Source organism: Streptomyces sp. NPDC054047 (genome assembly GCF_055585065.1).
The window spans coordinates 139,115-159,706 of record NZ_JBVJKV010000008.1 but is presented as its reverse complement, the minus strand read 5'-3'; the positions used below and the strand labels follow the sequence as shown (position 1 = coordinate 159,706).

Here is a 20,592-nt window from a genome sequence, read left to right as displayed (position 1 = left end):
CTGACGCCGTGGTCCGCCCTCACCACCACGGAGAGTCGAGCCGTCCTTCGATGGCCCTGAGGTTCTCGCGGGCGCAGGAGTCGCAGAAGTAGCGGCGGACGCCGTTCTCCACCGAGCAGGTCCAGGTGAGCGGTGCTCCTTCGGCGACCGTGCCGCAGCGGGAACACACAAGATTCTCGGCGCCCGCGGGCTGAGGAGTCTGCTGGTCCACCCGGCGACCATATCGCCGCTCCGAGAGGTTCGCCCGGCACAACGCACCGCGGGGGCCGGTCCGTTCGGACCGGCCCCCGCGGGCTGGGTGGTGTTGCTCAGTCAGCGCGTCGGCTCGTCGCGTCGGCCGTCACTGCATGACGGCGATGGCGAGCGCGCGCCGGGCGCGCAGCGACGCGCGCTCGGCGCGGCGCTGCATCCGGCGGGCCGCCATCAGACGGGCGGCCGGGCGTTCGGCCTCGGCCTCACGCATGCGTTCGTGCATATGTGCACGAGCCAGGGCTTCTGGGATGAGTTGCATCTCGCGGGTCCTGTTCTGGCGCGAGTCGTTCGCACCGGTGGTGGTGAAGTCTGGGGTGGCGGAGCCTGCGGGCTCAGCGGTGGCTGCCTTCATCGGGGCCTGCTTCTTGGGGTCGTGCGTCAGGGGGCGATCGATCGTTCCGGTGGCGTTCATGCGGCGACAACCGGGTTCTTGCGCGGACGGCCACGCGGCCGCTTGCGGGCAACGACGACACCCTGGACGAAGAGCTCTCCGCCCCAGACGCCCCACGGCTCACGCCGCTCCTTGGCGCCGGCCAGGCAGGCCTCCATCAGCGGGCAGGTACGGCAGAGGGACTTGGCGTACTCGACGTCCGCGGGCGACTCGGCGAAGAAGACCTCGGGGTCGTAGGCACGGCAGGGAACGGGTACGCCGAGGTTCTCGATGGCGTCGTCGAGCGCGGTGAGCGCGGTCAGGGGAGTCAAGGTCGGGTCCTCCGTGGGAACGGGCGGGGGGAGAGTCGCTGAAGGCGGTACGGACGGGGCGTGCGCTTCGAGTTGCACGGTGGTGTTTTCCTCGTCTGGTCGTGCCGGCCTGGGTCGGCCGGTTGGCGGCTGGTACCGGGTCTTGCTCGGCCCCTTCGCTCCGTCATCCCGTTTTGGGGAAAACAGAAGGGCCGCGGATCCCGGGTGGGGTTCCGCGGCCCTGAAGGCGCCGGTCTGATCGACGATCAGACTGGATCACTCCAGGGTTCGAGCCCACGGAAGGCCCACATCGTGTGGTGCTGCGTCGTCTGCTTCTTGGATCCGGCACCGGCTGCGGCAAAGGCATAGGCCTGTGCCTGGGTCACTACTGCTTCCGGTGCCTTGGTCGCTCGCTCGCTGCCTTCATTGACCTCACGCATCGGAAGAACGTTGAGAACGCGCGGGAGGGCGATGGGCAGGACGGAGGACTCCGGACGGTTGGCGGCGGCAGCGATGCCACCGGACAGACCGGTGCCCAGGTTCGAGAAGCCGAGCAGGCAGGAAGCGACGACCGAGCGATCGGTCATTTTCACGGTGCTGATGAAGCTCTCGTTGCTGCTGATCACTGGAATCGCCTCCTCTCGGCGTCTATGGGATCGGCCGGAACCGATCCTGCGGGCTATTAAGTACAGCACGGGGCGAGGGCTTCGGAGAAGCCGCCGTTCCCGTGCTTAAGAACCTATGGGTCTTCCTTGCGCATGCGCAAACTATTTTTTCGACGAGTTTGAATCAGTTGCCATCGGCGCCCCTTACAGGCTCTCCACCTGCACAAATGGCGAGGACATCAGATCCGAAGCGGTTGAGCTTGCGCACGCCGACGCCGGGGATCCGGGCCAGCTCGCCCTCTTCGTCGGGCGCGGCCTCCGCGATGGCGATCAAGGTCTTGTCCGTGAACACGCAGTACGCGGGCTGGCCGAGCAGCTCCGCCTGGCCCGAACGCCACTCCCGCAAGCGTTCGTAGAGTCCCTCGTCCATGTCGGACGGGCAGTCCTCGCACCGCATCAGCTTCATCTCGCCCGCGTCGGTCAGGGTCCGCCCGCAGACCCGGCACCTGGCCGGTGACCTGCTGGTCCGCCGGCGGCTCTTGGCGACGCCGCTCTCCTCGCCGCCGGTGCCACGCTCGATGCCGCCGGGTCCGCCGCCCGCGGCGCGCGCTCCGGCGCCCGCTCCCGAGCCCGGACGCAGCCCGTCAAGGAAACGGCTGGGGCGGCGGCCCGCGCGGCCGCCCGGTGAGCGGGACAGCGCCCAGGAGAGGGAGAGGTGGACGCGGGCCCGGGTCACGCCCACGTACAGGAGGCGGCGCTCCTCCTCGACCTGCTCGTCGGTCTTGGCGTACGTGATCGGCATCATGCCCTCGGCGAGGCCGACCAGGAAGACGGCGTCCCACTCCAGGCCCTTGGCAGCGTGCAGCGAGGCGAGGGTGACGCCCTGGACGGTCGGCGCATGCTGGGCGCTCGCGCGCTCGTCCAGTTCCCCCACGAGGTCGGAGAGCGTCGCGTCGGCCTTGGCCGACGCGAAGTCCTCGGCGAGGCGCACCAGGGCCGCCAGGGACTCCCAGCGGTCGCGGGCCGCGCCGGAGCCTGCCGGGGGCTGTGTCGTCCAGCCCTTCGTGGAGAGGACGGCCCGCACCTGCGAGGGCAGGTCGATGACGTCGTCGAGCAGCGAGTCGTTGCCCCCGAAGCGGGCCGCGCCGCGCAGGGCCGCGCCCGCCTCCCGGACCTCGGTGCGCTCGAAGAAGCGCTCGGCGCCGCGCAGCTGGTAGGGCACACCGGCGTCGGCGAGTGCCTGTTCGTAGATCTCGGACTGGGAGTTCGTGCGGAAGAGGACCGCGATCTCGCTCGCCGGGACGCCGTCGGCGATGAGGGACCGGATGCGGCGGGCGGCGCCTTCGGCCTCGGCCGGCTCGTCCGCGTACTCCACGTAGACCGGTTCGGCTCCGGCGTCGCGTTGGGAGATCAGTTCGAGGCGGTGGTCGGCGGCGCGGCCACGGGCCTGGGAGAGCAGGCCGTTGGCGAGGTGGACGACCTGGGGCGTGGAGCGGTAGTCCCGGACGAGCTTGACGACCGTCGCTCCGGGGTGGCGGGTGCGGAAGTTCAGCAGGTGGTCGGGGGTCGCGCCGGTGAAGGAGTAGATCGTCTGGCTGGCGTCACCGACGACGCAGAGGTTGTCCCGGTCGCCGAGCCACAGCTCAAGAAGGCGCTGCTGGAGCGGGCTGACGTCCTGATATTCGTCGACCACGAAGTGTTGGTACTGGGCGCGGACCTGGTCGGCGATGTCGTGGCGGTCCTGGAGGATGCCGACGGCCAGGAGCAGGACGTCCTCGAAGTCGATGACGGAGCGGTCGCGCTTGAGGTCTTCGTACGCGCCGTAGATCTGGGCGATCTCCGCCGCGTCCCGGGGGATGAGGCGGCCCGATTTCGCGGCGGCGGCCGCATAGTCCGAGGGGACGGTCTGGGTGACCTTGGACCACTCGATCTCGCTCGTCACGTCGCGCAGTTCATTGCGGTCCAGGCGGATGCGGGAGGCGGCCGCCGCGTCCGCGACGATCTTGATCTTCCGGTCGACGATCCGGGGCAGCGAGCCACCGACCGCTTTCGGCCAGAAGAACTGGAGCTGGCGCAGGGCGGCGGAGTGGAACGTGCGGGCCTGGACCCCGGAGGCGCCGAGCTGGCGCAGCCGGCCGCGCATCTCGCCCGCCGCGCGGTTGGTGAACGTGACGGCGAGCACGCTGGCCGGCTGGAGGATTCCGGCACGCACGCCATAGGCGATCCGGTGCGTGATCGCCCGTGTCTTGCCCGTCCCGGCACCTGCCAGGACGCACACCGGCCCGTGCAGGGCGGTGGCCACCTCGCGCTGCTCGGGGTCGAGCCCGGCGAGCACCGCGTCGGCAGAGTCCGGGACCTGCGGGAAGAGGGTGGAGTGCGTTGCTGCTGTCACCCCGCCATGCTGCCAGGTCGCCGGAGGCCCGTGAGCCCGGTTGTCCACAGGGAGGCCACTGCGGTCGTACTAATGCGGGAATGGTGGCCGGGTCACGTACGTTCAGGTCATTGCGATGACGCACCCCGAGCAACAAAGGAGCGCGAGACACATGCCGGGCACTGTGACGATGTACAGCACCACGTGGTGCGGCTACTGCCGCCGGCTCAAGGGCCAGATGGACCGCGAGGGCATCACGTACAACGAGATCAACATTGAGCACGACCCGGACTCCGCGGCCTTCGTCGAGAAGGCGAACGGCGGAAACCAGACGGTTCCCACCGTTCTCTTCCCGGACGGCTCGACCCTGACGAACCCGTCGCTCGCCCAGGTGAAGCAGAAGCTGGCCGCCTGAGCGACCGGGGCCCGCCCGCGGGACGGGCCCCCTAGCCGACGGTGCCCGGCTTCGGCAGGGGCTTTCCGTACCAGAGCTCGATCAGTCGGGCCGCAATCGAGATCCCGTAGGGAGGCAGGACCTCCCCGGACTCGAATGCGGCCCGCAGGTCTTCCCGGGAGAACCAGCGCGCCTCGGAGATCTCCTCGCCGTCCACGTTGATCTCCGACGAGGTGGCGTTGGCCATGAAGCCCAGCATCAGGCTGGAGGGGAACGGCCAGGGCTGGCTCGCGACGTACTCGACGTCGCCGATCATGACGCCGGCCTCCTCCCAGACCTCGCGCCGCACCGACGTCTCGATGGACTCGCCCGGCTCCACGAAGCCCGCCAGCGTCGAGAAGCGGCCTTCGGGCCAGTGCACCTGGCGGCCCAGGAGCGCGCGGTCCTGGTCGTCCGTCACCAGCATGATCACCGCAGGGTCCGTACGCGGGTAGTGCTCGGCGCCGCACGCCTGGCAGCGGCGGATATGGCCGGCCGCCGCGATGACGGTGCGGTCGCCGCAGCGCGAGCAGAAGCGGTGCAGGCGCTGCCAGTTCTCCAGGGCGACGGCGTGCACCATCAGGCCCGCGTCACGGGGCGACAGGAGGAGTCCGGCCTCGCGCAGGCCCGCGGGGCGCGCCTGCTGGTCCATGCGGCCGGGCAGGGAGTCCTTCTGCAGCGCGAAGTAGCTGACGCCGTCCTCGTCCGTGCCCAGGAAGTAGCGGTGGGCCTCGGTGAGGGGCGCCTCGAAGGACGGCGTCATCACCAGTTCGGTGCTGCCGTCCGGTGTCTCGTCGATGAGCACCTGACCGCCGGAGACCACGAAGACCCGTGTCGTGGGGTGGCTCCAGGCGGCGGCGAGCCAGGCCTCGTCGAGGCGGTGGTGGGCTGCGCGATCGATGCCGCTCGGCGCGGTGAGCGAGACGGGACGGTCAGCGGTGCGTTCGGTCCAGGTGGTCACAGGTGCTTCCAACTCCCCCGATGGAATGGGTGGTGCGGCAAGGTCGACAAGGCGGGACTCAGTGTGCATCGCGCCAGTGCTCGGCGAGATCGCCCCACAGGTAGGCCGTCGTCTCGACTCCCTTGAGGAGCAGATCGAGTTCGACCTTCTCGTTCGGTGCGTGCCAGCCGTCGGACGGCACGGAGATGCCCAGGAAGAGCACGGGGGCGGTCAGGACGTCCTGGAGATCGGCCGCCGGTCCCGAACCGCCCTCCCGGGTGAAGCGGATCGGCTGCTCGAAGGCCTGCCCCATCGCCCGTACGACGGACTGCAGCGCGGGGTGGTCGAGCGGCGTCAGGCACGGGCGCGTGGCGGCGCCGAAGGTGATCGTGTGGCTGATTCCGTCCGGCAGCCGGTCGGCGACCCAGGTGCGGACGGCTTCTTCGACGCGGTCCGGGTCCTGTCCCGCGACGAGCCGGAAGGAGAGCTTCAGGAAGGCGGACGACGGGACGATGGTCTTGCCGCCCGGTCCTTGGTAGCCGCCGCCGATGCCGTTCACCTCGGCGGTGGGGCGGGCCCAGATGCGCTCCAGGGTGGTGTGGCCCGCTTCTCCGTGGGTCGCGTGCGACTTGGCCGTGCGCAGCCAGCGCTCCTCGTCGAAGGGCAGCTCGGCGAAGAGTTCGCGCTCGCGGTCGGTGAGTTCGGTGATGCCTTCGTAGAAGCCGGGGACGGCCACGCGCGCGTGCTCGTCGTGCAGCGCGGCGACCAGGCGCGCGGCGGCGGTCGCCGGGTTCGGGACGGCGCCGCCGAAGGAGCCCGAGTGGATGTCCTGGTCGGGGCCGCGCAGCTCGATCTCGCAGTCGGCGAGGCCGCGCATGCCGGTGCAGACCGTGGGGGTGTCCTCGGCCCACATGCCGGTGTCCGAGACGATCACCGCGTCGGCCGCGATGCGCTCCTTGTGCTCTTCGATCAGCGCGCGGAAGTGCGGGGAGCCCGACTCCTCCTCGCCCTCGACCAGGAGCTTCAGGTTCACCGCGGGGGCGGTGCGGCCGGTGGCGGCGAGGTGGGCGCGGACACCGAGTGTGTGGAAGAACACCTGGCCCTTGTCGTCGGCGGCACCGCGCGCGTAGAGGCGGTTGCCCTGGACGACGGGCTCGAAGGGGTCCGTGTGCCAGCCGTCCTCGCGGGCCGCGGGCTGCACGTCGTGGTGGCCGTAGACGAGGACCGTGGGGGCCTCGGGGTCCCCGGAGGGCCACTCGGCGAAGACGGCGGGCGCTCCCGCCGTCTCCCAGACCTCGACGGTCGGGAAGCCGGTCTCCTTGAGCTGGGCCGCGAGCCACTCCGCGCTGCGCCGCACGTCGTCCGCGTGGTCGGGCTGTGCCGACACGGACGGGATGCGCAGCCACTCGGCGAGATCGTCGAGGAAGGCGGCACGGTGGGTCTGGATGTACGTACGAACGGCGCTGACGCCACTGACGTCACTGTCAACGGACTGGCTCATGGTCACGAGCCTAGCCGCCCCCGGGAGCCGATCCGTCCGGTGGTTCGTCACCCGGTTGCCCGCCCGGTTCCTCCAGCAGGATCCGCTCCAGTTCGGCCCGGCCCGGCAGGTACGCGGGGCGGGAGGTCTCGCCGCTGCGCACGTAAAGGAACGCCGCCTTCACGGATTCCGGGGGCACGTCGTGCAACTCCGCCCAGGCCAGGCGGTAGACGGCGAGCTGGAGAGGGTCGGCGGTGCGGGTGCGGCTTGTCTTCCAGTCGACGATCTCGTACGTCACGTCGTCGCCGTCGACCTCCTTGTAGACCGCGTCGATGCGGCCGCGGACCACGCGGCCCGCGAGCGTCAGCTGGAAGGGAACCTCGACGCGGTGAGGGGTCCGGTGGGCGTACTCGGTGCGCTCGAAGGCTTCCTTGAGGGCGTCCAGATCGCGTTCGTCGGCGATCTCGGCCTCTCCGAGGCCGCCGCCCGGCAGGTCGTCGGGGGCGAGCAGCGGGAGGCGCAGCTCTTCGAAGCGGGTCTCGATCCAGGCGTGGAAGCGGGTGCCGCGGCGGGCCGCGGGCTGCGGCGGGCGCGGCATGGGGCGGGCGAGCTCCTGCGCGAAGCCCTCCGGGTCGGCTGCCAGGCGCAGTACTTCGGACGCGGTGAGGGAGGCGGGGACGGGGATGTCCCTTATCGCTTCGCGGGCGCGCAGGAGTTCGCCGGTGAGGGCGTCCAGGTCACGGTCCCAGGAGGCGAGGGTGCGGGCCTCCTCCGGGGTGAGGCGGGCCTGCTCCGGGGTGGGGCGGGCGTCCTCCGGGGCGGCCTCGGCAGCGGCCTCGACAGGGGCCTCGACAGGGGCGTCGGCAGCGGCGTCGGCGGGGTGCGGGCGCGCTTCGGGCTCGGTGGGCGGGGCCGCTGCCTGGTGCGGGATCGCCGGGCGGGCCGCGGTCCAGGAGTCCCAGCCCTCGGGGTCCTCAGGGTCCTCGGGGACACCTTCGGGCGGCTCTTCGTCCTCCGGAGGGGGCGGCCAGTCCGGGTCCTCGGCCGGGGGCACGTCGTCGTACGCCGACGGGTGGGGCTCTTCGTGCGAGCGGGCGTCGTCCGGCGCCCCCTCCCCCGTGAGGTCGCCCGTCAGATCGCCCGTCAGGCGGTCCAGATGCGTCAGGACCGTCTGCGCGGCGGCCCTGCGGCGGGCCAGGGACGCGTCGTCCAGCGGGAGCGGCCACGCGTGCTCGGCGGCGCCCTCCACCAGGGCGGGGTTCTCCTCGCCCTCCTCCGGTTCGTCCGCCCAGGCCTCGATCTCCCCGTGACCCACCGCGCAGTGGTCGTACAGCGCCTGGAGGAAGTCCGAGGGGCCGCGCGGCTTCTTCTGCGAAGGGCCCCACCAGTGGCCCGAGCCCAGGAGCAGCGAGCGGGGGCGGGTGAACGTCACATAGCCGAGGCGGAGCTCCTCGGTGCGCTGGTGCTCCTTCATGTCCTCGTGGAACGCCTTCATGGACCGGGAGTCCCACGCCTCGATGTCGGGCAGGGTCGACGCGTCCCCGCGCAGCGTGTGCGGGACGACCTTGCCCTGGGCCGTCCACTTCTCGCGCCCCTGGGTGCTGGGGAACGTCCCGGTGACCAGGCCGGGGACGGCCACGACGTCCCACTCCAGGCCCTTGGACTTGTGGGCGGTGAGCACCTTGACCGTGTTCTCGCCGCCCGGCAGGGCGTTGTCCAGGCCCTTCTCGTACTGCGCGGCGGTCCTCAGGAAGGCGAGGAAGGCCAGCAGGCTCGCCCCGCTGTCGTTGGCGGCGAAGGACGCGGCGACGTCCAGGAAGTTCGAGAGCGTCTCGCGGCGGCGGGCCGCGAGGGCGTGCGGCGACGCGGAGAGCTCGACCTCAAGGCCCGTGACGGCGAGCACCCGGTGCAGCACGTCCATCAGCGGGTCGGCCAGTGAGCGGCGCAGGTCGCGCAGCTCGGCAGCGAGCCGGGCGAACCGCACCCTCGCCTCCGGCGAGAAGGGCAGGCCGTCGTCCTCCGTGTCCGCGTCCAGGGGCGTCTCCAGGAACGTGTCGAGAGCGTCCGCGAGCGATATCACCTCGGCGGGGTCGACCCCCTCGACCGCTTCGGCGAGACGCCGGTCCGGGTCGTCGGGAGCCGCGTGCCCATGGCGTACGAGAAGGCGTGCGCGGCGGCCCAGGAGGGCGAGGTCGCGCGGGCCGATGCGCCAGCGCGGGCCGGTCAGCAGGCGCACCAGGGAGGCGTTCGCGCCCGGGTCCTGGAGCACCTCGCAGACGGCGACGAGGTCGGCGACCTCCGGGAGGTGCAGCAACCCGGAGAGACCGACGACCTCCACGGGGACGTCCCGGGCGACCAGCGCCCCCTGGATCTGCGCGAAGTCCGTCGCCGTGCGGCACAGGACAGCGATCTCTCCGGGGGCCTTTCCGGTGCGCACGAGGTGCGCGATGGAGTCGGCGAGCCAGTCGATCTCCTCGGCGTGCGTGCGCAGCAGGGCGCAGCGCACCATGCCGTCGCGCTCGGCGCCGGGGGCGGGCCGCAGGGCCTCCACGCCCGCGTGCATCGCGCGCAGCGGCTGCGCGAGGCCGTTCGCGAGGTCCAGGAGGCGGCCGCCGCTGCGGCGGTTCTCGCTGAGCGCGTGGCGCGCCGCGGGGCGGCCGTCGGCGTGCGGGAAGTGCTCGGGGAAGTCGTCGAGGTTCGCCACGGAGGCGCCGCGCCAGCCGTAGATCGCCTGGCAGGGGTCGCCGACCGCCGTCACCGGGTGGCCCGTGCCGCCTCCGAAGAGGCCCGCCAGGAGGATGCGCTGGGCGACCGACGTGTCTTGGTACTCGTCGAGCAGGACGACGCGGAACTCCTCGCGCAGGATCTCGCCGACCTCCGCGCGGGTGTCGGCCAGCGTCGCGGAGAGGGCGATCTGGTCGCCGAAGTCGAGAAGGTCGCGGGCGCGCTTCGCCTCCCTGTAGCGGCCGACGAGCTCGGCCAGTTCGAGCCGGGCCGCCGCCGTCTCCGGCACCTTGCGCAGGTCGGCGTTGGAGAGCTTGGCGCCCTCCAGGGCGTGCAGCAGCTCGGTGTCGTACGCGCGGAGCCTGTCGGGGCGCACGAGGTGCTCCGCGAGCTCGCTGTCGAGTGCGAGGAGGTCGCTGACGAGGTCGGGGAAGGAGCGGGTCAGCGCGGGATAGGGGCCCGGCGCCTCGCGCAGCACGCGTGCGGCGAGCTGGAAGCGGGTGGCGTCGGCGAGCAGCCTCGCGGTGGGTTCGAGCCCTATGCGCAGCCCGTGGTCGGTCAGGAGGCGGCCCGCGAAGGCGTGGTACGTGGAGATGACCGGTTCGCCCGGCGGATGGTCCGGGTCGAGCGCCTCGGGGTCGGTGACCCCGGCCTTGATCAGCGCCTGGCGCACCCGCTCGGCGAGTTCACCGGCCGCCTTGTTCGTGAACGTCAGGCCCAGGACCTGCTCGGGGGCGACCTGGCCGGTGCCGACGAGCCAGACCACGCGGGCCGCCATCACCGTCGTCTTGCCCGACCCGGCTCCGGCCACGATCACCTGCGGGGCGGGCGGCGCAGTGATGCAGGCCGTCTGCTCCGGGGTGAACGGGATGCCGAGGAGCTCTTTGAGCTGCTCGGGGTCGGTGATACGAGGTGACACGTCAGAGAGGCTAGCGGCGGCCACTGACAATCGGGGCATCCCCGGCTGTCGGTGGCCGCCGTCGCTGCTGGCGCCAGGAGTCGTCAGGTATCAGGACTTGTCGGGCGCAAGGACCTGTCGGGCGTCAGGACCTGTCGGGCGTCAGGACTTCATGAGCTCTTCGAGGTCCATGACCTCGTTCGGCGCCGGGGCCTTGACGGAGACGGGCGAGCCGTAGTCGCTGAAGGCCATCGTGCCCGGGTCTTCCTCGCCGGTCGTGACGACCTTCAGGAAGTACGGCTTGCCCTCGGCGGCGACGTAGAAGGTGGTCTTCTTGCCCGACTTCTTCTTCGTGAGCACGGCCGCCTTCTTGCCGTCGACCTCGGAGTCCTTCTCGCGCTTGAGCTTCTTGAGGTCCTTGGACTGGAACATGGCGTCCGCGTCACAGACGCCCTTGCCCTCGGCGTTGGGCGACTTGACCCACTTGCCCTCGAGGCGCGAGGCCTGACCGCCGGCCCCGCTGCCGCCCATGGCGTCCTTCCAGAACGCCTTGTCGCCCTTCATGTACTGGCTGTCGCCGGACACCAGGAGCTCGGCCGTGCCGTCCGCACCGCCGTCCATCTTGCCCTTGCAGTCACCGGACTTGGCGACCGAGAAGTCGACGTTGAGCGGCTTGCCGTCCTGCTTGCCCTCACCGGTGACCTTGAAAGAGCCCGCGCCCTTGGACGCGTCGGCCGCCTTCTTGGCGATCTTGTCGGCGCTCATCCCCTCGAAGGGATCCTTCTCCTCGCTGGAGCAGCCCGTGATGCCGACGAAGGCGGCGGCACATGCGACTGCCGCGGCCAGGAGCTTCCGGTTGGCTGCCATGTCTGTATCTCCTCGGGAAGGTGCACGATCGGAGGGTCCACTGGTGCACAAATCAGCTTTACCGAGACTTTAGATGGCCTGTGAGGCTGCTATGAACGCGAGTGCCGTGACGTGAGCTTGGCCACCAACCGCGCTGGCTGCCGCCCGCTGGTTGCCTCCGGGGGTCAGCCCGAGTCAGTCCACGACCTGCCGGCCCTCCGGGCGCGCGCTGCACGAGGCGCGGAAGTCGCAGTGCGTGCAGTGCTGGCCCGTGGTGGGTGAGAAACGCTCGTCCAGGACCTTGCCCGCGGCGGTGGCCAGGAGGTCGCCCACCCACTCCCCGTCGAGCGGCTCCTGGGCCTGCACCTTGGGGAAGGTCTCGCCGCCGTCCTTCTTGGCGGCGCCCTGGCGCAGCTGCACCAGTTCGGCGCCGCCCGCCTCCGGACGTACGCCTTCGAAGGCGTCGTCGACCGCGCCCTCGCGGAGGGCGAGCTGGTAGACGGCGAGCTGCGGGTGGCGGGCCACCTCGGCGGCGGTGGGGGTCTGCTTGCCGGTCTTGAAGTCGACTACGTAGGCACGTCCTTGCGCGTCCTGCTCGACGCGGTCCATGGAGCCGCGTACGCGTACTTCGTAGGGGCCCGCTTCGAGGGTCACGTCGAAGTCGTGCTCGCTGCTGACGGGGGTGCGGGTCGCGCGGTCCGTCACATGCCACTGGAGGAAGCGTTCGAGCGCCACGCGCGCGTGCTCCTTCTCCTGGGCCGACTTCCAGGGGGCGTCGAAGGCCAGCGCGTCCCAGACCGAGTCGAGGCGCTCCATGAGGACGGCGAGGTCGGCGGGGGTCCTGCCGGACGCGACCTCGTCGGCCAGGACGTGCACCACGTTGCCGAAGCCCTGGGCGGCGGTCGCGGGGGCGTCCGCCTTCACCTCGCGGCCCAGGAACCACTGCAGGGAACAGGTGTTGGCGAGCTGGTCCAGGGCGCTTCCGGAGAGGACGACGGGCTTGTCGCGGTCCCTCAGGGGGACTTCGCTCGCCGTCGGCTCGTACATGCCCCACCAGCGGTACGGGTGCGCCGACGGCACCAGGGGGCGCCCGTCCGCGTCGCTCAGCGCGGCGATCCGGGCGAGGCGGTGGGCGGCGGCCTCGCGCAGGGGCTCCGAGACGCGGGGGTCGACGGTGGTGGAGCGCAGCTCGGCGACGAGCGCCGAGACGGACAGGGGGCGGCGCGGGCGGCCCGTGACGTCCTTGGGCTCGACGCCGAGTTCGGTGAGGAAGCGCGATGGCTGGTCTCCGTCGTCCGCGGGCGCCTTGACGGCGGTGACGACGAGGCGTTCACGCGCGCGCGTGGCGGCCACGTAGAACAACCGGCGCTCTTCGGAGAGGAGCGCTCCGGGGGTGAGGGGTTCGGCCAGGCCGTCCCTCCCGATGCGGTCGGCCTCCAGGAGGGAGCCACGGCGGCGCAGGTCGGGCCAGAGGCCTTCCTGGACTCCCGCGACCACCACGAGCCGCCACTCCAGGCCCTTGGAACGGTGCGCCGTCATCAGGCGTACGGCGTCGGGGCGCACCGCCCTGCGCATGAGGGTGTCGGCCGCGATGTCCTGCGCCTCGGTCTCCTCCAGGAAGTTGAGGGCGCCGCGGCCTCCGGTGCGTTCCTCGGCACGGGAGGCGTACGCGAACAGGGCGCAGACCGCGTCGAGATCCCGGTCCGCGTTGCGCCCGGCGGCGCCACCGCGGCGTGCGGTCCGCTCCAGGCGGCGCGGCCACGGTGTGCCGTCCCACAGCTCCCAGAGCGCCTCCTCCGCGGTACCGCCGCCCGCGAGCCGCTCGCGGGCCTTGCGCAGCAGCGCACCGAGCCGCTGGGCGCCGCGCGCGTACGCGGGATCGTGCGCGACGAGCCGCTCCGGTTCGGCGAGCGCACGGGTCAGCAACACGTCGGAGGACGGCGGCAGATGATTCCCCGCGGCACGCTCCTCCGCCCGCAGCGCCCGCCCGAGCCGCCGGAGATCGGCGGCGTCCATGCCGGCGAGGGGGGAGGTGAGAAGGTCCAGGGCCGTCTCGGTGTCGAGCCAGGTTGTGGTGGGGGCGGTGGCTTCGGGCTCGGATCCGGAGGCGGCTGAAGGGCCGGGGTCCGAGTCGGGCTCAGGGTCAGGGTCAGGGTCCGAGAGGGGGTCCTGGTCGGAGGCAGGCTCGGACTCGGACTCGGAATGGGACTGGGACTGGGACTGGGGCGCCGGACCAGACTCAGGCTCGGCCACGGCCTCAGCCTCAGAGACAGGCTCGGACTCGACCACAGCCTCAGAGACAGGCTCGGACTCGACCACAGCCTCAGAGACAGGCTCGGACTCGGCCACGGCCTCAGAGACGGGCTCGGCCGCGAACCCGAGCTCCGACACCGGGGCAGCCCCGGTCTCGGACTCCGGCCCAGCCCCGCTCTCGGACCCCGGCGCAACCCCGCCCTCGGACCCCGGCCCAGCCCCAGTCTCGGACTCCGGCCCAGCCTCGGGCTCCGCCCCCGTCTCCACCCCAGAAGCCGCCCCCTGTGAAACCACCGCCGTCGCCACCGCCCGCAGCGCCGTCAGCAATGGCGTGATCGCCGGTTCGTGGCGCAGGGCGATGTCGTCGCCGTCGATGTCCAGGGGGACGCCGGACGCGGTGAGGCTGCGGCGGACCGCGGGGATCGTGTGGGCTCCCGCGCGGACCAGGACCGCCATCTCGCCCCAGGGGACGCCGTCCTCCAGGTGCGCGCGGCGCAGGATGTCCGCGATGTTGTCCAGCTCGGCGCCGGACGTCGGGTAGGTGTACGCCTCGACGCGGCCCCCGTCCCGCACCGCCGCGAGATCCCGGTGGGCCCGCACCTTCTCCGCGGGCAGCCTCGTCAGCGGCATGCGGCGGGTGAGCAGGCGCGTGGCCGCCAGGAGGCCGGAGCCCGACCTGCGCGAGGTCGTCAGGACCTCGACCGGCGCCTCCGTGCCGTCCGCGCGCGGGAACTCGGAGGGGAACTCCAGGATGCCGTTCACGTCGGCGCCCCGGAAGGTGTAGATCGACTGGTCCGGGTCGCCGAACGCGACGAGGGAGCGCCCGCCCCCGGCCAGCGCGTGCAGCAGCCGCACCTGCGCGGGATCGGTGTCCTGGTACTCGTCCACGAACACCGCGTCGTACTGCGCGCCCAGCGCCCGCGCGACCTCGGGACGCCGCGCCAGCAGCACCGCGCGGTGCACGAGTTCCGCGTAGTCGAGCACTCCTTGCATGTCGAGTACGTCCAGGTACTCCGCGAGGAACGCCGCTGCCGCGCCCCAGTCCGGCCGCCCCGCCCGGCGGGCGAAGGCATCCAGGGCGTCGGGGCCGAGCCCCAGTTCACGGCTCCGTGCGAGCACCGCGCGCACCTCGTCGGCGAAGCCCCGCGTCGTCAGGCAGGCGCGCAGCTCGTCCGGCCAGCGGACGTGGGAGCGCCCCTCCCCCGCCAGGTCGATCTGGCCCGCCAGGAGCTCCCGTACGGCCACGTCCTGCTCGGGACCGGACAGGAGTCGGAGGGGCTCGACGAACAGGTCCGCGTCCTGGTGGGCGCGGATGAGGGCGTAGCAGAAGGAGTGGAAGGTCGTCGCCTGCGGGGCGTTGGCCGCTCCTATGCGCAGCGCCATGCGGTCGCGCAGTTCCACCGCGGCCTTGCGGCTGAAGGTGAGGACGAGGACCCGCTCCGGCTCCGTGCCCTTGGCGATCCGCGCGGCGACGGACTCCACCAGCGTCGTCGTCTTGCCCGTGCCCGGCCCCGCCAGGACGAGCAGCGGCCCTCCGGGGTGGTCAACCACCGCACGCTGCCGTGCGTCAAGACGAGGGGGGTCCACGTGGACCGGCGCGGTGCGCACCAGCCGATAGGCGCCCTGGGCCCCCTGTCGCACCTGGGGGTGCGACGGGTGCCGGGTGTGCCGGGCGGAAGAAGTGGAGCTCACGTGGGTCGCCGGTCCTGGTGGGTGTACGGGTTGTCATACGGCTGCGCGATGGCTGCGGGGTGAGAGAAATGCGTGCTGTCGACGCTACGCCAGCGGGCGTGCGGGACGCGTGGCTTCCCCCGTACGGGCCACCGGTCCCCCACGACGCCGCGGGATGGCCGAAGCTGTCAGGTGTGAGCCCCCGGAGCCTGCGGGCGAGCGGCACCGCCACTGCCCGCCGCGTCGCCACGCGCCGCGTCGCCGCCACGCGCCGCGCGGTCGCCGTCGCGCAGAGCCGTGTCCCCGCCCCGAGCGGCCCCGTCCCGGACGGCGCCGTCCCACCGCGCCCGCCGCATGTCCAGGCGCGGCACATGCCCTTCGGACGCGCGGCCCGCCTCACGCAGCGGCGTGCCCTCCGCGCGGTAGTGGCCCATCGCCCGCAGCTCGTGGCCCGGCAGCAGACGCCCGTCCGCGCGCACCACGCGCCACCACGGAACCGCGTCCCCGTAGAGGGCCATCACCCGGCCGACCTGCCGGGGGCCGCCCTCCTCGAGCCACTCCGCGACGTCCCCGTACGTCATCACCCGTCCCGGAGGGATCAGCTCCGCGACCTCGAAGACCCGCTCGGCGTACTCCGGGTAGGCCGTGAGCCCCTGCTCCGGTCCGCTCTCGCTCTCCTCGCTCATCCGGTCCATCCTGCCGTACCCCACCGACACCGTGACCGGCCCGCGACAGAGTGTGCGGTACGAGACAAACTGGAGCTCGGTGAACACTTTGCGCCCCCGCATTGCACCCTGATGCCCCCCTCTGTCGGTGTGGCATGCCACCATCGTGCGGGCGGTGACTGGTGATACGAGATCAAGAAGAGGCGACGGAGCAGCAGGACGTGCACCCCGATGAGTCGGCGGGCACCCCTGCGGCCGAGGCGCACCCGGACACCGGTGGGCACTCCCTGAAGAAGCACGAGAAGCACGAGAAGCACGAGACGGTCCAGAAGTCCGGCCGAGATTTCGACCGGGAGTCCGGCTGGGAATCCGGCGCGGACCAGGACGCGCGGCCCGGCACCGACCAGGACGCACGGCCCGGCGCCGAGCAGGACGCGCCCGTGGCCTTCGTCCCGGACGCGTGCGCCGACGGCGAGGAAGCCCACACCGACCGCGTCGCCGGTGACGAACCGCTGCTCGCCGCGCGCGTGCACCGTCCTTCGGACCTGATGCGGCTGCTCGTCGGCATCCTCGGCATCGCCGTGGTCCTCGCCATCGCCGCGTTCGCGCACGGCACGACGTCGGGTCTCGCCCAGGACATCGACAAGGGCACGGACCAGGCGCCCGACCTCCTGATCAAGTTCGCGGGTCTGACCGCGAGCATCGGCGTCCTGCTCGTTCCCGTCGCCTTCGCCATCGAGCGCCTGGTCAAGCGGGACGGTCTGCGCATCGCGGACGGCGTCCTGGCGGCCGTTCTCGCGCACGGCGTGACGCTCGCCACCGACCTCTGGGTCGCCAAGGCCGCCCCCGGCTCCATCCAGGAGGCGCTGACCCGGCCCTCGCCCGGCGATCTGCACGCGCTCACCGACCCCGTGCACGGCTATCTCGCGCCCGTCATCGCGTACATGACCGCCGTCGGGATGTCCCGAAGACCACGCTGGCGCGTCGTCCTGTGGGTGGTGCTGCTGCTCGACGCCTTCACCATGCTGGTCACCGGCTACACCACGCCGTTCTCGATCATCCTGACGGTCCTGCTCGGCTGGAGCGTGGCCTACGGAACGCTCTACGCGGTCGGCTCGCCGAACGTACGGCCCACCGGCCAGACGCTCCTCGCCGGTCTGCGGCACGTCGGCTTCCACCCGGTGAGCGCGGCCCGCGAGGACTCCCCGGACAGCGAGCACGGCGACCGGGGCCGCCGCTACTTCGTGACCCTGGAGGACGGCCCGCCCCTGGACGTCACGGTCATCGACCGCGAGCAACAGGCGCAGGGCTTCTTCTACCGCGTCTGGCGCAGGCTCACCCTGCGCGGCATCACCCAGCGCCGCAGCCTGCAGTCGCTGCGCCAGGCCCTGGAGCAGGAGGCGCTCCTGGCGTACGCGGCGATCGCGGCCGGGGCCAACGCCCCCAAGCTGATCGCCACCTCCGAGCTCGGTCCCGACGCGGTGATACTCGTCTACGAGCACACGGGCGGCCGCACCCTGGACTCCCTGCCGGACGACGTCATCACCGATGAGCTGCTGTGCGACACCTGGCGGCAGGTGCAGGCGCTCCAGTCGCGGCGGATCGCGCACCGCAGGCTCGCGGGCGACGCAATCTTGGTGGATCGTTCCGGCACGGTGATCCTGACCGATCTGCGGGGCGGTGAGATCGCCGCGGGCGACCTGGTCCTGCGGATGGACATCGCCCAGCTCCTGACCGCCTTCGGCCTGCGTGTGGGCGCCGAGCGCGCGGTCGCGACCGCGGTCGACGTGCTCGGCCCGGACTCGGTCGCCGACTGTCTGCCGCTGCTCCAGCCCATCGCCCTGACGCGCTCCACCCGCGGCACCCTGCGCAAGCTGGCGCGGGAGCGTTCGCAGCGCGAGCGCGAGGCGGTCCTGGAGGCGTCCCGCCAGGACAAGCTGGCCCGCGCGGCGGAGGCGGACGCGGCAGTGGCGGCGGAGGCGGTGGAGACCGCCGAGGGCGCCAAGGGGCCCGACCGCAAGACCGTGCGCGCGGAGAAGCAGGCCGAGAAGCAGGCGATAGACGTCGCGCTCGACCAGGCCCGCGAGGAGGACCTGCTCACCCAGATCCGCCACCAGGTGCTGCTGATCCGTCCGCAGGCGCCCGTCGAGCCCGCCCAGCTGGAGCGCATCAGGCCGCGCACGCTGATCAGCTTCATCGCCGGTGCCATCGGCGCGTACTTCCTGCTCTCGCAGCTCACCCACGTCGACTTCAACACGATCATCGGCGAGGCCGAGTGGGGCTGGGTCCTGGTGGCCGTGGCGTGCTCGGCGCTGAGCTACTTCGCCGCGGCGATGAGCCTGCTCGGCTTCGTGCCGGAACGTGTGCCGTTCCTGCGGGCGGTGCAGGCGCAGGTCGCCGGTTCGTTCGTGAAGATCGTGGCGCCCGCCGCGGTGGGCGGTGTCGCGCTCAACACGCGCTTCCTGCAACGCTCCGGAGTGCGCTCCGGCCTCGCGGTGGCGAGCGTCGGCGCCTCGCAGTTGTTCGGGCTCGGCTCGCACATCATGCTGCTGATGATCTTCGGTTATGTGACCGGCACGGAGAAGACACCGTCCCTGTCGCCGTCCCGCACCGTGATCGCCGGTCTCCTGTCGGTCGCGGTGCTGGTGCTCGTGGTGACCGCGATCCCGTTCCTGCGGAAGTTCGTGGTCACGCGCGTGCGGTCGCTGTTCGCCGGTGTCGTGCCGCGCATGCTCGACGTGCTGCAGCGCCCGCAGAAGCTGCTCACCGGCATCGGCGGCATGCTGCTCCTGACGCTGCTGTTCGTGCTCTGCCTCGACGCCTCCGTACGGGCCTTCAGCAGTACGGAGATGACGACGCTGAGCCTGGCCAGCGTCGCCGTGGTCTTCCTCGCCGGCAACGCGCTCGGCTCGGCGGCGCCCACCCCCGGCGGTATCGGTGCGGTCGAGGCGACGCTCACCCTCGGACTGGTCGCGGTGGGCGTGCCCAAGGACGTGGCGGCGCCGGCGGTGCTTCTGTACCGGCTCCTCACGCTGTGGCTGCCGGTGCTCCCGGGGTGGCTGTTCTTCAACCACCTGACCAGGAAGGGCCTTCTTTAAAGGAAGGGCCTTCTCCGGGAGAAGGGCTTCTCCCGGAGAGGGACGCCGGTCCACGGAAGGCCGAAGCAGCCGTGCGCCCCGTCTGCGCCCCCCGCAGGATGGGAAGCATGCCCAACCACAAGGCGCGTGCCGCCGCCACCGTCGTCCTGCTGTCTGCGACCCTCGCGGCCTGCGGCGGTGACGACTCCAAGGAGTCCGAGGCCTCCAAGGACACAGATCTGTCGGCCCAGGAGCTCAGCTGGAAGGACTGCCCCGCGCCCGCCTCGTCCGAAGGCGGCGGCGAGGCCCCCTCTCCGCTGCCCGGCGGCGCCGAGTGGCAGTGCGCCACCATGAAGGCCCCCCTCGACTGGGACAAGCCCAAGGGGGACACCCTCGACATCGCCCTGATCCGCGCCGCGGCGAGCGGCGAGAAGGACCGGCGGATCGGCTCGCTCGTCTTCAACTTCGGCGGCCCCGGCGGCTCGGGCATCACCACGCTGCCCGCCTTCGGAGAGGAGTACGCCAAGCTGCGCACCCGCTACGACCTGGTGAGCTTCGACCCCCGCGGCGTCGGCCGCAGCGCGGGGGTGACCTGCGAGGACGACGAACAGCTCGACGCGTACTTCCAGGAGGACTCCACGCCCGACGACGACGCCGAGCGGAAGAAGCTCGTCGAGAACGTGAAGGGCTTCAACGGAGCCTGCGAGAAGAACTCCGGCAAGGTGCTCCCCCACGTGCGCACCACCGACGCGGCCCGCGACATGGACCTGATGCGCCAGGTGCTCGGCGACGACAAGCTGCACTACTTCGGCATCTCGTACGGCACCGAACTGGGCGGCGTCTACGCGCACTTGTTCCCCAAGAAGGTGGGCCGTGCCGTCTTCGACGCGGTCGTCGACCCCACCGAGACGGCGGAGCAGGGCTCGCTCGGCCAGGCCGAGGGCTTCCAGCTCGCGCTCGACAATTACGCCAAGGACTGCACGTCGCAGGTCGACGACTGCCCTGTCGGCGACACGGAGCAGGACGTCAAGGACAAGATCGCGAAGCTGCTCGACGACCTGGACGACAAGCCGCTGCCAGGGCTGCCCCCGCGCGAACTGACGCAGACCGCCGCCACCAACGGCATCGCGCAGTCGCTGTACTCCAAGGACTTCTGGCCTTACCTCACCGAGGGTCTCGACCAGGCGTACGACGGTGACGGCAGAATCCTGATGACGCTCTCGGACTCCATGAACGGCCGCAACGAAGACGGCACGTACAGCAACATCCAGGCCGCCAACATCTCCATCAACTGCGCGGACGACAAGGCGCGCTACACACCGCAGTACGTCGAGGAGAAGCTCCCCGGGTTCCGTGAGGCGTCGCCGCTGTTCGGCGACTATCTGGCGTGGGGCATGGTCGGCTGCACCGACTGGGCGGTGGACGGCGCCGCCGAACACCCGGACGTCAGCGCGCCGGACGCGCCGCCCATCGTCGTCATCGGCAACACCGGCGACCCGGCCACGCCGTACGAGGGCGCGAAGAAGATGGCGCAGGCGCTGGGCAAGGGCGTCGGCGTCGAGCTGACGTACAAGGGCCAGGGGCACGGGGCGTACGACAGCAAGAACACGTGCGTGCGGGGCGCGGTGAACGGATATCTGCTGGACGGCACGGTGCCGAAGGAGGGCACGGTCTGCTCGTGACGGGGCGGGGCCGC

13 protein-coding genes and 1 pseudogene are annotated in these 20,592 nt (G+C 71.8%); 3 read left to right on the top strand and 11 right to left on the bottom strand.

All coding sequences use genetic code 11. From position 1 onward, the window contains the following. Positions 1-19 precede the first annotated feature (19 nt). The 5 genes and pseudogenes from ACZ6ZP_RS27360 to ACZ6ZP_RS27340 all read right to left on the bottom strand — a co-directional run bounded on the left by ACZ6ZP_RS27360 (position 20) and on the right by ACZ6ZP_RS27340 (position 4,036). A complete protein-coding gene (locus ACZ6ZP_RS27360) occupies positions 20-211 on the bottom strand; it encodes a hypothetical protein (protein WP_361464372.1) in 192 nt (63 codons plus the stop codon). A 129-nt stretch (positions 212-340) separates the two neighbouring features. Further along, positions 341-664, bottom strand: a complete 324-nt coding sequence (locus tag ACZ6ZP_RS27355) for a hypothetical protein (RefSeq protein ID WP_351163588.1) — start codon at positions 662-664, stop codon at positions 341-343. Further along, a complete protein-coding gene (locus ACZ6ZP_RS27350; protein ID WP_351163586.1) occupies positions 661-1,032 on the bottom strand; it encodes a WhiB family transcriptional regulator in 372 nt (123 codons plus the stop codon). The genes ACZ6ZP_RS27355 and ACZ6ZP_RS27350 overlap by 4 nt, the downstream gene beginning before the upstream one ends. Positions 1,033-1,199: 167 nt before the next feature. Next, the gene (locus ACZ6ZP_RS27345; RefSeq protein ID WP_351163583.1) at positions 1,200-1,559 is read right to left on the bottom strand and encodes a hypothetical protein; all 360 of its coding nucleotides are present in this window, start codon (positions 1,557-1,559) and stop codon (positions 1,200-1,202) included. A gap of 163 nt (positions 1,560-1,722) precedes the next feature. After that, a pseudogene (locus ACZ6ZP_RS27340) lies at positions 1,723-4,036 on the bottom strand (ATP-dependent DNA helicase UvrD2). A 45-nt stretch (positions 4,037-4,081) separates the two neighbouring features. Here ACZ6ZP_RS27340 and ACZ6ZP_RS27335 point away from each other — a divergent pair. Beyond that, positions 4,082-4,324: a mycoredoxin gene (locus ACZ6ZP_RS27335; RefSeq protein WP_160507106.1), complete on the top strand. Its 243-nt coding sequence runs from the start codon at positions 4,082-4,084 to the stop codon at positions 4,322-4,324. A gap of 31 nt (positions 4,325-4,355) precedes the next feature. Here the strand turns inward: ACZ6ZP_RS27335 and nudC are convergent, their stop codons facing one another. From nudC to ACZ6ZP_RS27305, 6 genes are all read right to left on the bottom strand, one after another. Beyond that, on the bottom strand, positions 4,356-5,303 hold the full coding sequence (gene nudC / locus ACZ6ZP_RS27330) for an NAD(+) diphosphatase (RefSeq protein ID WP_351163577.1): 948 nt from the start codon (positions 5,301-5,303) through the stop codon (positions 4,356-4,358). Between the two features lie 58 nt (positions 5,304-5,361). Continuing rightward, positions 5,362-6,783 (bottom strand): dipeptidase, encoded by a 1,422-nt coding sequence (locus ACZ6ZP_RS27325; protein WP_361464377.1) that lies wholly within the window; start codon positions 6,781-6,783, stop codon positions 5,362-5,364. Between the two features lie 10 nt (positions 6,784-6,793). Continuing rightward, positions 6,794-10,405 carry an ATP-dependent helicase gene (locus tag ACZ6ZP_RS27320; protein ID WP_469408737.1) on the bottom strand — a complete coding sequence of 1,204 codons (3,612 nt, stop codon included), beginning with the start codon at positions 10,403-10,405 and terminating at the stop codon, positions 6,794-6,796. A 141-nt stretch (positions 10,406-10,546) separates the two neighbouring features. Beyond that, positions 10,547-11,251, bottom strand: a complete 705-nt coding sequence (locus ACZ6ZP_RS27315; RefSeq protein ID WP_351163571.1) for a hypothetical protein — start codon at positions 11,249-11,251, stop codon at positions 10,547-10,549. A gap of 174 nt (positions 11,252-11,425) precedes the next feature. Further along, a complete protein-coding gene (locus ACZ6ZP_RS27310; RefSeq protein WP_469408888.1) occupies positions 11,426-15,070 on the bottom strand; it encodes an ATP-dependent helicase in 3,645 nt (1,214 codons plus the stop codon). Positions 15,071-15,342: 272 nt separating this feature from the next. After that, positions 15,343-15,840 (bottom strand): MGMT family protein, encoded by a 498-nt coding sequence (locus ACZ6ZP_RS27305; RefSeq protein WP_469408736.1) that lies wholly within the window; start codon positions 15,838-15,840, stop codon positions 15,343-15,345. A gap of 200 nt (positions 15,841-16,040) precedes the next feature. On the opposite strand from ACZ6ZP_RS27305, the gene ACZ6ZP_RS27300 reads away from it, so the two are divergent. Next, on the top strand, positions 16,041-18,917 hold the full coding sequence (locus ACZ6ZP_RS27300; protein ID WP_469408735.1) for a lysylphosphatidylglycerol synthase transmembrane domain-containing protein: 2,877 nt from the start codon (positions 16,041-16,043) through the stop codon (positions 18,915-18,917). Between the two features lie 107 nt (positions 18,918-19,024). Continuing rightward, on the top strand, positions 19,025-20,578 hold the full coding sequence (locus ACZ6ZP_RS27295; protein ID WP_469408733.1) for an alpha/beta hydrolase: 1,554 nt from the start codon (positions 19,025-19,027) through the stop codon (positions 20,576-20,578). The last annotated feature ends 14 nt before the right edge of the window (positions 20,579-20,592 follow it).

Excerpts from the sequence above, each read along its gene's own strand:
- ACZ6ZP_RS27355 (WP_351163588.1), bottom strand. The coding sequence starts at position 664 with ATGAACGCCACCGGAACGATCGATCGCCCCCTGACGCACGACCCCAAG.
- ACZ6ZP_RS27295 (WP_469408733.1), top strand. The coding sequence starts at position 19,025 with ATGCCCAACCACAAGGCGCGTGCCGCCGCCACCGTCGTCCTGCTGTCT.
- ACZ6ZP_RS27335 (WP_160507106.1), top strand. The coding sequence starts at position 4,082 with ATGCCGGGCACTGTGACGATGTACAGCACCACGTGGTGCGGCTACTGC.
- ACZ6ZP_RS27305 (WP_469408736.1), bottom strand. The coding sequence starts at position 15,840 with ATGAGCGAGGAGAGCGAGAGCGGACCGGAGCAGGGGCTCACGGCCTAC.
- ACZ6ZP_RS27315 (WP_351163571.1), bottom strand. The coding sequence starts at position 11,251 with ATGGCAGCCAACCGGAAGCTCCTGGCCGCGGCAGTCGCATGTGCCGCC.
- ACZ6ZP_RS27325 (WP_361464377.1), bottom strand. The coding sequence starts at position 6,783 with ATGAGCCAGTCCGTTGACAGTGACGTCAGTGGCGTCAGCGCCGTTCGT.